Annotated in this window: 11 protein-coding genes; 7 read left to right on the top strand and 4 right to left on the bottom strand. The window is 38.6% G+C overall.

All coding sequences use genetic code 11. The features are described from left to right. Nucleotides 1-172: 172 nt before the first annotated feature. From SHI21_RS06780 to SHI21_RS06750, 7 genes are all read left to right on the top strand, one after another. Entirely contained in the window at nt 173-1081 is a 909-nt protein-coding gene (locus tag SHI21_RS06780; protein ID WP_323575538.1) for a TIGR02147 family protein, read from the top strand. Nucleotides 1082-1107: 26 nt separating this feature from the next. Continuing rightward, entirely contained in the window at nt 1108-1983 is an 876-nt protein-coding gene (locus tag SHI21_RS06775) for a hypothetical protein (RefSeq protein ID WP_323575537.1), read from the top strand. Between the two features lie 91 nt (nt 1984-2074). After that, nucleotides 2075-3136 carry a hypothetical protein gene (locus SHI21_RS06770; protein WP_323575536.1) on the top strand — a complete coding sequence of 354 codons (1062 nt, stop codon included), beginning with the start codon at nt 2075-2077 and terminating at the stop codon, nt 3134-3136. Nucleotides 3137-3248: 112 nt separating this feature from the next. Beyond that, nucleotides 3249-4403, top strand: a complete 1155-nt coding sequence (locus SHI21_RS06765) for a hypothetical protein (protein ID WP_323575535.1) — start codon at nt 3249-3251, stop codon at nt 4401-4403. 182 nt (nt 4404-4585) lie between these two features. Next, nucleotides 4586-6016 carry a PAS domain S-box protein gene (locus tag SHI21_RS06760; RefSeq protein ID WP_323575534.1) on the top strand — a complete coding sequence of 477 codons (1431 nt, stop codon included), beginning with the start codon at nt 4586-4588 and terminating at the stop codon, nt 6014-6016. A gap of 15 nt (nt 6017-6031) precedes the next feature. After that, nucleotides 6032-6445: a response regulator gene (locus SHI21_RS06755; RefSeq protein WP_323575533.1), complete on the top strand. Its 414-nt coding sequence runs from the start codon at nt 6032-6034 to the stop codon at nt 6443-6445. Further along, nucleotides 6430-7551 (top strand): patatin-like phospholipase family protein, encoded by a 1122-nt coding sequence (locus tag SHI21_RS06750; protein ID WP_323575532.1) that lies wholly within the window; start codon nt 6430-6432, stop codon nt 7549-7551. Before SHI21_RS06755 ends, SHI21_RS06750 begins: the two co-directional genes overlap by 16 nt. Nucleotides 7552-7579: 28 nt before the next feature. Here SHI21_RS06750 and SHI21_RS06745 read toward each other — a convergent pair whose 3' ends face one another. The 4 genes from SHI21_RS06745 to speE form a co-directional block, all read right to left on the bottom strand. Further along, nucleotides 7580-8326, bottom strand: coding sequence for a hypothetical protein (locus SHI21_RS06745; protein WP_323575531.1), 747 nt, complete (start codon nt 8324-8326; stop codon nt 7580-7582). Between the two features lie 46 nt (nt 8327-8372). Further along, entirely contained in the window at nt 8373-9836 is a 1464-nt protein-coding gene (locus tag SHI21_RS06740) for a hypothetical protein (protein WP_323575530.1), read from the bottom strand. A 217-nt stretch (nt 9837-10053) separates the two neighbouring features. Beyond that, nucleotides 10054-12321 (bottom strand): hypothetical protein, encoded by a 2268-nt coding sequence (locus SHI21_RS06735; RefSeq protein ID WP_323575528.1) that lies wholly within the window; start codon nt 12319-12321, stop codon nt 10054-10056. Between the two features lie 295 nt (nt 12322-12616). After that, nucleotides 12617-13510, bottom strand: a complete 894-nt coding sequence (gene speE, locus SHI21_RS06730) for a polyamine aminopropyltransferase (RefSeq protein ID WP_323575527.1) — start codon at nt 13508-13510, stop codon at nt 12617-12619. Between the last annotated feature and the right edge of the window lie 82 nt (nt 13511-13592).

Raw genomic sequence — 13592 nt, 5'->3', positions numbered from 1 at the left:
CTGGAACGGCCTTAAAGTGGCTTAAGTCCATGTAAACAATAGATTTGGTTACATTCTAACAGAAAGTGTCGTGCAGACTACAGTAGGCCATAAAAATTACACAAAGCCTGTTTAACAATACGGCCTTGGGCTAAACTGCATGAAGAAAACAAACATACTTTGAGAAGATTATATGGAACACACAGAATTCAACACACCAATAGAAGATACAGCGGCCCCCACTGCTGCCCCCAAGAATGAGAAGCCCTCGATTTACGAGTACGTAGACTACAGGGCCTTCCTTTCTGACTCTCTGGCACACATCCAGACGAGAAATCCAAAATACTCGGCGACAGCTTATGTACGTCAGGCAGGTTTTGGAGAAAACTCTCGCGGATACTTCAACCTTATTATGAGTGGAAAGAGAAACCTTTCTTCTTCTACAATTTTAGGTTTTGCTAAAACATTAAAGCTAAATGAAAAAGAAACTTTTCACTTTGAAAACCTTGTTCACTATAACCAGGCAACAACTGAAAAAGAAAAGTCTCTGTACTTTGAACGCATCAATAAAAACATGAAGGGAAAAACTTCAGAAGCGTTCGAACTTTTAAGATCTCAGTATAACTATTTCACTAACTGGTACATGGTAGCAATCAGAGAACTAGTGTCTCTTGATAGTTTCAGAGAAGACTTCGATTACATTTCTAAAAAACTTAAAAATAAAGTTTCTAAAAAAGAAATCGTTGAAGCTATTAATGACCTTATTAAGTTAGGTCTATTAGAGCGCAATGAAAAAGGTACTTTAGTTCTAGCTGATCAGCTGATTAACTTCACTGACTCTTCTATGAACTACACTGTAGTAAATGCTCTTCACTCTCAATTTTTAGATAAAGCAAAAGACTCACTAAGCGAAGATGCTTATGAAAACCGCTCTGCAAGCTGCGTAGTTTTAGCAACTGACAAAGCAAACTTTGATTTAATCAGAGAAGAGATTAAAGCTTTTAGAGAGCACATCCTTAATAAATATGCGACGACAACTGATAAAGTTGACTGCGTATTAAACCTAGGGATTCAGTTAAACCACATTACAAACATTGAATAATTTTTAAAATACTATTTGGAGCATTTATGAAAACAGCATTACTTATCTTAACACTAGCACTTGGAACAACAGTCACAGCAAACGCAAGAGTTGTTGAACGCGAAAGCTCAGAGAGAGTTTCTAAAGGATCTGGATCAAATATCGGTGGTGGTAACGTTGGTTCTGAATACCTGGCAACATGGTGTAAAGGACAAACAAGTCTTCTAAGAAACTATAAAGAAAGGGCCCGCTTAAAACTGGATAACACTGGTGACTACAATATCGCAAACAAGCTTTTAGCTAGTGGTATTGAACAAGCTTTAACAAACGGATCAGGCGCAAAAGAATCTTTCCTGCATAAGAGTTTAGTTAGAGGTTTAACAATCTCTACCCACTTGGGAGATGGTCTTGGTGGAAATCCGGAAAGAAAAGCGATGGTCGCAAACAACGTACTTAACTCTTACTACGACTTCATGATTGAAGTAGTTGCTAAGAATTTAGACCTTGGCGGTCAGATCCCATACCTGAACGCAAGCACATCTAACATGGATGAGAGAGCAGCTCGCTTCGAAGAAACATTTGTAACTTATGCCAGCTCACAACTTAACTGGATTTTAGATAATCTTGTAAAAGAGGTCAGAATTGGAAACAGAACTCAGACCGTTCCAGTGGGCGACGCCCGCTCAGTCATCAAAGTTGCTTTAACTCTAGCTGCTGGAACAGCAAAGGATCTGGACGAGTCCCTTTGGAACTACCGCTTTAGCTGCGCTATTAGTGATTTAAACATGTTTACAGACACCCTGGGAGCATATGATCAGGGTAATATGGAAATGTTCGAAGACGAGAAACAGGCCCTGGATTACACAGCTAAAGAACTTAAACGCATTTCTAGAAGCTTAACTTCAGCAGACGCTTGCCTTTAATAATGTCTAAAATTTAATCACTTTTATAAGGGCCTGGTAAATCTTACCAGGCCTTCTTAATTTTGCCCTATTCCCAGCTAAACTGGGGTCTATGAAACTCTTTAAATCAATTCTTTATGCAGTGGCAATGGCATTATTTATGTCATTCCAGACTGCGTCTGCTACTGGCAATCTGGCGACATTCGGAATTGATAAAACGGTTTACTCAAAAATGAGTGAAGACCAAAAAAACAAATTGATTCAAAAAATTCAGGAGCTCAATGAATTTATCGAGCTTCAAGTTAAAACCAAAATTCCTGCCGATCTTATAGACCAGACAATCGACTTAAAAATTAATATTTCTTTTACTGATAAACCAGGGCGCGATGGACTCTTTGTTCCTCAAGACTCTGGTGAACATAAAATTTCTATTCAATTGGTACAGGTTTATTCAAACGGAATTAAGGCGCTGCTTGCTCACGAAATTTTTCATGCGATTCATTACCAGATCAATCCTGATGAAGCGGCATGGGTTCGCGAAGGAATGGCACAGGTTTTCGAATTCATCACGACAAATGAGTTGAATGGAAGAAATACAGCAGCGGCAATTCAAAATCCAATGACTCCTCTTTTAAGAACGTACGACGTAGAAAATAACGATCCAGCACAATACGGTCATAACCAACTTTATTTTTATTACCTGTACACTCACTGTGGAAAAGATAATCTTTTTTGGAAACTCGCAGCGGGACAATCTCACACTGGTGTAAAAGGATCATTTTTAATTGATGCTATTTTAACTGAGATGAATCTGGCAAAACCTGAATGCAAAGACTTTACAGAGAGTGCAATTACATTTGAAGTGGCAAAAGCTCACAATCAATTTCAATTTGCCAATAAAGAATCAAGAGAGCAATTCTTCCTTTATCCGAGTGTGATCACTCCGAAATTTACTGAGACTATTTCACCGTCAGATTTAAAATCAACAATCCAGGATCTTCCTGTTTTAAGTTCTTTTAGAATGCCACTAAAAAAATATATTTTACAAAAAGGTGAATGTAAAAATTGTGCAATTTATTTTGCAGAAACAGACTTCCCTTTTGGAGTTTCAGAATCAACGCCTTCAAACCCTGCTTTATATGACATTATCCTCGTGAAATTACGCAGGAACTAGTGCTGACTGACGTCAGCTCAAAAAATTCAAGTATGTACTTCTTAGATTGTAAAAGTTGCAGGAATTGGTAAAAACAGTTCAACAACAAATGCAACTTTTTTTGGAGTACGACATGAAAAACACACTTATGATTTTGGGCCTTGTAGGATTAATGGCAGCAGCACCTGTTATGGCAAGAGACAATGGAGTTGGGACAATTGAGTCTAGAGAAGACTACGGATCAGTATCAAGCTTCTGCAGAGACCGTTTACAAGTTTTAAAATCTGCTTACCGTCTTGCTGAGATTGAATCTCAAGCTGGTAACCACGAGCGCTCAGCTGCTATCCTGGAAAATGGATTGAGAAATGCTGCTGCCAGAATTCAACCGGCCTATGGATCAACTCTTACATCTAAAGCAATCAAGCGCGGACTTGTTCTACTTGAGAACTTAAAAGCAACTGAAAACAGCAGACAAAAAGTAAGAACGATCAACAACTTTTTATTCAACTACTTTCTATTCGTAGAAAATGTTTCTAACCGTCTGGACATCCCATACTTCCAGACAGGTAGAGGGTTCTCAGCAATCAGTACGAGCAACGTTCAGTTCGAAAAACTATTTGTGAACTTCGCTCAAGAGCAAGTAAGCATGGTCTTAAGCACTATGAGTACAACTGCGAATGAAGGAAGAAGAGCGACAATCTATCCAATCGGATCACCGACTCTTCTTTTAACAGCATTAAAAGTAACAACAGCGGCAATGGCCAATGACTTAAGCGAATCAATCTTCGCTTCAAGATACGCTTGTACAATTGATCGTCTTGACCAGGTGTCTGCAGATATCGCTTTATATCTTTCTACAAGAAGCACATACGCTGACGAATACATGGCCGTTCAGGAATTAGTGGGAGCTGTAAAAGCTGCGACTCAAGCTTCTGTACGTGAGTGCGGTGGAATCGGTGGATACGGAGACAACACTGGTGGATACTCTCAACCAGAAGCTCGTACAACAGACGCTCTAAGAGGTTCAGTGACTCTTTACGCTGGGACAACTCAACAAGTAAGACTTAATGGTGCAAGATATATTAAAAAGCTAATCATCAGCGCTGAAGGCGTAAGAAACGATGCGATGTTTGACGTCGTAGTTAACGGTGATGTGAAAGGAACAATCTACGTTCCAGGACGTGACCCAAGTTACTTCGTGACTGTTGAAGATTACACAGACTCAATCGAGCTAGTTTCTCGCGGTGGAACAGCTGTTGTTTCAAGAATCTTAGTTGTAACTGAATAGTTTATAAAATAAGTTTTTTAATGCGGTCTTGATTAGAGATAATTAAGGCCGTTTTTTTTTATCTACGCGCCACTTCCCGACTCTTTCAATCAATTGGCCTACCTCACAAATTTGACAGCACCTGCTCATCATGTTGAACTAAAATTCAGAGTGTCCTTGTATTTGTTTACCTGGGAGCTTTAATGTCAACAACCGAAAAACAATCTGCGATAGAAGCAAGTACAAATCTCAATGCTCTTCTACTCCAAAGCATGGTTGAAGGAATGATCCTTCAAGATGGCGATGGAAGAATTATTCAATTTAATCAGGCCGCTCTCGATATCTTAGGAGTGACGGAAGCTCATTTACTACTTCAAGATTATGTAGACATTCAAATACCCGATAAAATTTTTCCTGGTAAAAATCATATTGGTATGAAGTCCCTACAAACGGGACAAACCCAAAGAAATATTATCTTAAGTATTTTTCGATTAGACGGAGAGATGCGCTGGATATCCCTCAATTCAGTTCCCATCTTTGATAAAGAAAAAAATAAGATGACTCAGTTGATAAGCACCTTTACTGATATTACTGAAACCAAGAAAAATCTCAACGACCTTAAACAAGTTCAGTTGCTCTTTAATATCTCTCATGATCTCACCGTCATCACCAATAAAGAAGGATACTTTAAAAAAATTAATCCACGTTTTCAGGAAGTGCTCGGACATAGTTTTAAAGAAATCGTCTCGCAAAAATTTATCAATTTTATTCATCCTGAAGATGTCGAGCTCACGCAGATAGAATTAAAACAAGCATTAGAAAAAAAAGATTCTGTTCACTTTATCAATCGCTATAAGACCAAGGCCGGTGATTACCGCGTCTTTGACTGGGTTGTAGTTCCCGATAAGGAAACTAATCTCGTCTATTTTACCGCTCGTGATATCACTGATTACCGTGCTGAAGAGCTCGATTTGATTCACTCTTCGAAAGTCTATACTATTGGCGAAATGACCAGCGGAATCGCCTACGCTATCCATAGTGAACTGGCGATCATGGCCGGGCATATTTCAAACATTCAGGGTCAACTCGAAAAAGAGAACATGCAGCCAGAGGAAATTAAGAAAAAAATCTTTAACGTTGAAGAGTCTATAAACAGACTAATCAAAACAACTAAAGGCTTGACCGTATTTGCCCGCAATACTGAGAATGAGCCATTTTTAGAAATTCCCCTTAATAAGGTTCTTGATACAGCAGTGGGACTCTGTAAAGAACGATTCCGCGTTCATGGGGTAAGGCTTGATATAAAGCTTTCCGAGGACGTTACGATCAAATGCCGTGAAACTCAATTGACTCAGGTTTTTGTCACCCTACTCAATAATGCATACGACGAAGTTCATACCATGCGCGACAGTTGGGTGCAGCTCATCGGACATGAACAAGGACATGTTATTAAAATCTATATTTCTAACTGTGCAGACAAACCTAAAGAGATTGATCCCAAACAATTTTCCGTTTCTCAGGGAATTATCGAAGAAAATTTCGGACGATTCCATATTGAACAAATAGACCCTCATACAAAATTTGTCCTCGAGTTTCCTCTTATAGAAAAAATTACTGAACTCAACCTTAATTAGGAAAGTGAGAATTTTATGGACCAAACTAACAACGAAGTAAATCCGAACTATAAAAGTATTCTTGTAGTGGAAGATAATATTGATATCCAGGAAAGCTTGAAGGCCACACTGGAAAATGAGGGATACAGCGTCTTCACTGCCGATAACGGCAAAGAGGCCATTGATCAGCTGGGAAAAATTCCTACACCTTGTCTCATTCTTCTGGATTTAATGATGCCGGTTATGAATGGCTGGGAGTTCGTTGAAGAAATTAATAAAGATATCATGCTCTCTTCAATTCCTATCGTTGTCGTAACGGCCATCGGTGATTCAAAAAATTCTCCCAAGACTGATGGCTACATCCCCAAGCCCATTAACTTCGACGCTCTCATCAGCGCAGTTTGCAAACATTGTGGGGATAGCAGTAATACGTCATGCGCGACAAATTAGCACTTGTCTTAAATGGGGGTGGGGCCCGTGCGTGTTACCAGGCAGGTGCAGTCAGAGCACTTTATGAAATTATAAAAAAAGATCAAAACCTTTTTGATATCATCACGGGCAATTCTGCCGGTGCCATCAATGCTACTTTTCTTTCGAGTGCTGCACGAGATTGGGGTAGTGCCACTCAATACCTTTCAGATTTCTGGCAAAGAATTTATCCGGAAGATGTTTTTGATATGGATCACTTCACCATGACGAAACTTGGAACCAGCTGGCTTAAGGACACCATTTTTAAAAGCACCAACATAGGAAACTTTAATAGTATTTTAAATACTGCTCCTCTTAAAAAATTATTATCACGTGAAATTGATTTTGGAGAAATAAGACTTTTAATTGAATCCAAACTTCTTTCTTCTGTTGCACTATCCACCACTAATTATTATTCCGGCTCCAGCGTCGTCTTTTTTGATGGTGATAAAAAAATCCCTTTATGGTCCAAGCCTTCAAGGTTTGCCATCCGGGGTGAACTTGGCGTTGATCATGTCATGGGCTCCTCTGCCATTCCGCTTTTTTTCCCCCCAGCTAAAATCAATGAAAGCTATTATGGTGATGGCTGTATTCGCCAGACCACTCCACTTTCACCTGCTATTCATTTAGGTGCAACCAAGATAATAGCTATCGGGATCAGGTCCCCCAGATCCATGAATCAAATTATAGAAATGAGTCTCACTCCAAATGCGATGCCTCAGATTAGTCAAATTGGTGGGGTTATGATGAATGCTATTTTTCTAGACTCTTTAGAAGCTGATTTAGAAATGTTGGAAAAAATGAATTTACTGGTAAAGATAATGGGAGAAAAATCTCCTAGAAAAAACATTCCAATTCTTTCTCTAATCCCCTCGAGAGATTTAGGAGAAATGACAGCGAAACTAGATGAAAAAATGCCGACACTTTTAAGATACTTTTTAAAGAGTATTGGGATAACTGGAAGATCTGGTTTGGATTTATTAAGTTACTTGGCCTTTGACTCTTCTTACACTCAGCAAGTTGTTGAGCTTGGATATGAAGATACGATGAAGAGAAAAAAAGAAATTTTGATTTTTGTTGATACTTAAAAAAGGCCCCACAAGGGGCCATTATATTTTATTTACGAGTAAATGTTTTTAAATCACTATCATTCTTAGGATTGATTAAAATCATTTCTATCGACTTACCACCAAACATTCCTGATTTCTGCAAGAAAACGCCAATCGCACTTGGCAATTGATTTTTCTTTGTTCCAGTGGCCAAAACAGAGTTTTGGTTAATTAAATACATTGAAGGGAATTTTTCTCTTAGAGTAAATGTCCCGTTAATATCTTTTGTTAAAAAAACAGCTGTTGCTTCTCTTTCTTTTGAATCAACTTGAGAAATTTGAAGTGCATTTTTTGTTTCAGCCGTTTTGTATTCTCCACCTTCAATATCAAGCCATTCTACTTTTGAAGCTTGTCCATCAAATTCAAAGTATCCTGAGAAACCGCTATTGTTCGATGAATTTGCACTCATGATCTTAAATACATCTTGTCCTTTGTTATTTTTAGCTGAAGAAATAACCAGACTTGGGTCATCATTCACCACACCAATCTCTCCATCTTTTGTTACTTCAAGTGGAGTCATTGAGTATGAGCTTGAGTTGATTTCATCTACTAAGTATAAAGAAATCTTCTTTTCGTCCTTCATGAGAACAGCAAAGAAAGATCCTTCGCGTCCTGGAGCTGGCTTAACTAAAAGGTTAACTTTATCCTTGCCGTTATGTGCTCCAAGATATCCACCGTCTTTTAAAAATCCAGCAAATGCGCTTGAGCTTAAAACTGATAAAGCTAGAAGAAGTGTCATTTTTTTAAAGTTCATAAAATCTCCAATCGTAATATATAAAAGGTATCGCTATTCTCTTTAATTATTTGTCCATCATTTTAACACAGCCTTTGACTGAATCAACACTTGTAGAACTTCCATTTAGCATCGTATAACACTGCTGAAATTCACCACTTGTAAAATCAACATTCGTCTTCTTGGAAAAATCAATACACATATCAACAGACTCACTTGATGTTAATGATTTACTAACAAAACCATGACAGGCAAGAAAGCTAGCATCAGTGAAATTGAATACATTCTTTACGGCCCCTACACAATATTTAATAGTATCATTGGAAGTGAGAGTTCGATTTTTTAGAGTGTAGCACCCTTGAAAATTAGCACTTAGAAAATCCACTTTATTTCCATAAGAGAGACATGACTTAACAGAATCTATTGAGCTAAGCGTTTTGTTAACAAGTCTGTGGCATTCTTGAAAATTCTTATCGCTAAAATCTACAGTTGATGACTTAATTATTGCCGTACAAGTATCTACAGATTCAGCTGCACGCAATGATTGGTTTACATAGGTAAAACATTGTGAAAAATTATCAGCGCTATAATCAAAACCGCTACGCTTAATTTCAGAACTACACTCATTTAACGCCTGTGTGCTATCATAGGTTTTCGATTTTAAATTAACACAAGCAAGTAAACTCTCTTTGGCCATTCCAAGAAAAGTACCATCTGAAGATGATGGTCTATCAACTGACTCTTGCTCAGATTTTTTTCTAATCACGTTTAAGTTCAAGTTATTCGTTACTTGTTTCATTTGACGGATATAATTAATTGCCTGCGCATCTGTAATCTTTTTCGCAGGAAAAACTTTAAGATTATTATTAATCTTTACGATCTGAGGTGCGTAACCAGCGTTATTAAGATCGCGGTATAAATCCCACTGTAACCATTCTAAAGATGTTCTTTGAATTGTGTATTGAGCTGATGCATCGAAAATAGATTTATTAACTTCACTTAAAAAACTAAAATACTGAATACCAAACTCAGCAAAGTTCGTTGGTGCTTTTTTCGACATTGTCTCCATATCAGCATCGTAATATTTTAAGGCCATATTGATTGAAAGTTTTAAAACTCTAACCTTCGCATCGATAGTCCCAACTTCATCTGATCCCATTTCTTTTGAAAGTGTTTCGCTTAAAACTAAACTACGGTTTAGCGCATATCTCATTAAAAGCTCTGAATTTTTAGGAGCGCTTTCACTTACTACACTTTTAATTCCTTCAACCATTCTTTCTACTTGATCAGTAGCAGTCATATTTTGAATACTGTCTAATAGATCAACTAGAAAACTTTTAGAGTTTTTCGCCCAAGGAAGAAGTTCAGCAATCTGAGCTGCTGATAATTCTCTTTGAGTCCCCTCTTGAAGGATTGCAGGCTTCGAAATAACTGGCAACGCCACTTCTTCAGCATAAATCACTGATGAAAAGCTCATTGTCCCAATAAGCATTAGTGTTGTTGTGAATTGTTTAAAACTTGCTGTCTTCATAAGTTACTTCCGTAGAAATCTGTTGTTGTGTTGACTACAAACTAATACAGACTGGCGTTGGTCTCAATCAAGACGCAGCTCGGGTGTATTTTTTCTAGCCTACTGTAGTCAGCATTGCAAAAGGGCTGCCTAGTAGAATTAGAATGGTTTCAAGGGGTTTTATTGAGTTTTATTGTCAGCGGACCGACAGGTGTTTAAACTTTAGACAGTAAAGAAATTAAGGGATGAAAACACAACGAAAGCCAACCGCCGCATCAGTGTCAGTAGGAGTATAATTCATAAGCGTAGCAAACACACCGGCAAGGTCACCATCACTGAGATAGCCCCCACGAAGAACTGCACCAGATGTACCTCCCACATTTCCAAATCCCATCCCGCAGTAAGGTGAAACCGTAGGAGTTCCACAAAACTGATCATTTCCATATCTGATTTGCTTATTATCTCCCGCATTCAGCATTGAAGTATAATCACCTGCGCCTTGAGAGATCACATTATTGTCACTTACCCATTCAAGAAGATTTCCACCCATATCCCAAATCACTTCTCCGTTTGAAAGAGTGTTTGTTCTTCGTTGAGAATCCCAAACAACATCTGAACAAGTTTGTCCTGTCCCACTACAACCATCGTTATCAGTTGAAGCAGCTAATTTACTTGCTGGTGTGCCATCTGAGTGCCCACGATTAAGCTCTCCTGAATAAGCTGTTCCTGTACTCCAGTTGCTTGGTTGATCGGCAATATTTCTGGCAATCGTTTGCCACTGGGCATTTGAAATAAGATCGTATCCTGCTCCGATTAAGCGACAAGACGTTCGTGCATTATTTCTATTGATAGTCGCTACCGGTGTGCCTGCTGCTGCAGTCGTAGCAGCAACGACATTCGATCCCGTTTTTGCTTCATATTTCATCACACAAAAACTCGGGCCTGGATAATAAGGGATCGCCGGCACTGAAATATAATTTGTCGGACACGACGGAGAATAAGAGCTCGGTCTCTGCAAGCTCGTTGCATTGTCGACATAAGCTTTATTTGCCACATCAGTTGCAATGGCCGGCGAATCTACAACTGTAATTCTTCCCAGCCCCGTTGAAACGTTAATCACTCCCGTAAGAGTTGTTGTACCCGCCAGAGTGCTTCCTCCGGCCTTTGCCACATAACTTCCATCGGTAGTGGTAATTTGTGCTTGTAATTTCCCAAGTGCTATCAGGATAGAATCAGCTGCAGTGATTGCTGAACTGGTTGCAGTTGATAATCCGGTAAGGGCAAGACTTAAAGTATTGTTGAGTTGAGCTTGTAATTTCCCAAGGGCCACTTGAATCGTATCACTTGTGGCGATTGCCGAGTTCGTTAATGTCGGTGCTGTAATCGGTGCTGCTATCGCTCTGGCATCTGTAAAATACAAATTAGTATTTTCAGGAACGAGACTCGTATCAAGAGTGACAAATGTTTTATCGCCTCTAAAAAACTTCGTCGTGCCCTGTGCGGTAATGGCCGGTTCTTTATTATTAAATGTATTCCAATTTGCTGAAGATAAATATCCATCAGTCGTAGTCGTTGCCTGTGAAATAGAAATCGCTGGAGTCGCTCCTCCAGTGCTCGCAATCGGTGGTGTTCCCGATACCGCTGTCACTGTTCCGCCACCGCCTCCACTCACAACACCTGGAACCCAATTAGTTCCATCAAATTTTAAGACATCACCACTTAATGGTGTGATTGTTGTCACATCAACGTCAGCAAGTTTCGTGAGAGTGTAATCACCTTTTATAGCGCTTACCACACCCGTTCTTCCAAAGACGGAAGTGATCACTGTACTGTTATCTATTTTTTGCCATATGGTTCCGTTAGAAACAATCCAGTCTCCAATACCCAGGATAACTGAACTTGTATAAATATCACCGGCCACGCTTACAATATAATATTGCCCGGCCGGTTTAATGGCGGGATTCGCTCCAGTGCTCGCATCAAATGTTCCAATATAACTAAGTCCGTTCACATCTCGTGGCATCCATTTTCCAGAGACCTGATCATAAGAGAGAACTTGCTTATCTAATGGTGTAGTCAAGCAATCAAAAGCTTTTCCACCAAGAGTAGAATCACAAAGAGAAAAATTAATTGTGAAAGTTGATGAAGCACTGGCACTCGATAAAATAAAATCAAAAATCTTTCCGGCAGCAAAAGTTACATTCATTAATGTATTGGCAACAATTGATGTTGCAGATTTAGACTCTATCTGAAGATTCGTTACCGTGGCCCCTTCTTTCACATTGAAAGTCGTCACACTATCTAAGTGTGTTCCAGTAAGTACGATTTGATGATTAATGATTTGGATATTAGAAACAGTAACGTTTAGATTTTCAGATTTTTTTACTTTGTTAGAACTTACCTCAAGAGAACTTTTTTCAATACAACCTACAAACAAAAACAAAACAGCTGCAATTAAAAATTGCTTATAGTGCCAACTTTTATTTAACTCTTTCGTTGAACTCATAATAGATTACAGTCCTCATTCAAATAACCATCTAAACACTTTATCGTGACTCTCTAAATAATATTAAACGGTAAATTAATTTCCTAGTATTCGGGTAGTTACTGCCTATTCTGGGAGTAAATAAAAACTTATTCTCCAATGAAAAGTGGCCATTTTTTAAGGAATCTGAGGGAAAGTGATTAAGATATGTTCAAGGAAGAAGTCATCTCAAAAACTGGAATAGATATTCTAATTGCAATAATATTGTTTAGAATTTTTTGGTAAAAAAAAGGGCCCCAATCGGGACCCTTTCATATTAACAACCAGTAACTTTTTTATGAATGTTCGAAATATTGAAGGCACCTTTATGCCAATCCATATTGTACCACTTAAGCGACTTCTCAAGCTCCTTCATGAAAGGCATCTTAGACTCGTTAAGAGTTGTAGGAACAAGTCCTTTAGAAGCGTAAGCAAACGTCCAGAATACTCCTGGGTAAATTAGCATTGGCCCTGTGAAAGACTTAACAACCGGGTAAACGTTACGAAGGTTATCGTAGAACGACTTAATCCCATACTCATCGTAGAATGGGTTTTCAGTTTGTGCCATCATGATTCCGTTATCTGTTAGAGCATCACTCACGTGCTTATAAAACTCTTGAGTGAACAATCCAGCAGCAAAATCTTCTGGGTCAGTTGAATCGATAATAATTACATCAAAGAAATTCTTGAATGACTTAATGTACTCAACACCATCTTGTGGAAGAACGTTTACACGTTTATCAGAAAGACCAGAAGTACAGTCAGGGAAATATTTTTTAGAAACTTCGATAACTCTCTCGTCGATTTCAACAAGGTCGATTCTTTCAATTTCAGGGTGCTTTACGAACTCGCGAACGATCCCCCCATCACCACCACCGATGATTAGAACATTTTTAATTTTTGGGTGAACCATTGATGGTATGTGACCCATAACTTCGTGGTACACGAATTCATCATGGTCAGAAACCATAGTTTTTCCGTCTAGAAGTAACAAGCGTCCTACACCGTATGTGTCAAGAACGTCGATTTTCTGGTACTGGCTCTTTTCAGAGTGCAAAATGGATTTTATTTTGAAAGAAGTGGCCACATTCTTGTGAAAATAGCGCTCAGAATACCAATCCTTTTCGATTAACAATTCATTTAGGTTTTTTTCGTTGATTTCAGTTGTCATAAGTCTCCAATTCTTGGTCAAATAGCTATCAGATGTGCTGATAAGCATTGTCACACAATGTATTCTGTGACACATAGATAGT

This window comes from Bacteriovorax sp. PP10 (genome assembly GCF_035013165.1).
In the GTDB taxonomy this organism is placed as follows: Bacteria; Bdellovibrionota; Bacteriovoracia; order Bacteriovoracales; family Bacteriovoracaceae; genus Bacteriovorax; species Bacteriovorax antarcticus.
Note: the sequence above shows the minus strand (reverse complement) of the source record. Positions and strands in the feature narration are given on the sequence as shown.

Coding starts and splice junctions, on each gene's coding strand:
- SHI21_RS06780 (WP_323575538.1), top strand. CDS start 173: ATGGAACACACAGAATTCAACACACCAATAGAAGATACAGCGGCCCCC.
- SHI21_RS06775 (WP_323575537.1), top strand. CDS start 1,108: ATGAAAACAGCATTACTTATCTTAACACTAGCACTTGGAACAACAGTC.
- SHI21_RS06770 (WP_323575536.1), top strand. CDS start 2,075: ATGAAACTCTTTAAATCAATTCTTTATGCAGTGGCAATGGCATTATTT.
- SHI21_RS06765 (WP_323575535.1), top strand. CDS start 3,249: ATGAAAAACACACTTATGATTTTGGGCCTTGTAGGATTAATGGCAGCA.
- SHI21_RS06760 (WP_323575534.1), top strand. CDS start 4,586: ATGTCAACAACCGAAAAACAATCTGCGATAGAAGCAAGTACAAATCTC.
- SHI21_RS06755 (WP_323575533.1), top strand. CDS start 6,032: ATGGACCAAACTAACAACGAAGTAAATCCGAACTATAAAAGTATTCTT.
- SHI21_RS06750 (WP_323575532.1), top strand. CDS start 6,430: ATGCGCGACAAATTAGCACTTGTCTTAAATGGGGGTGGGGCCCGTGCG.
- SHI21_RS06745 (WP_323575531.1), bottom strand. CDS start 8,326: ATGAACTTTAAAAAAATGACACTTCTTCTAGCTTTATCAGTTTTAAGC.
- SHI21_RS06740 (WP_323575530.1), bottom strand. CDS start 9,836: ATGAAGACAGCAAGTTTTAAACAATTCACAACAACACTAATGCTTATT.
- SHI21_RS06735 (WP_323575528.1), bottom strand. CDS start 12,321: ATGAGTTCAACGAAAGAGTTAAATAAAAGTTGGCACTATAAGCAATTT.
- speE (WP_323575527.1), bottom strand. CDS start 13,510: ATGACAACTGAAATCAACGAAAAAAACCTAAATGAATTGTTAATCGAA.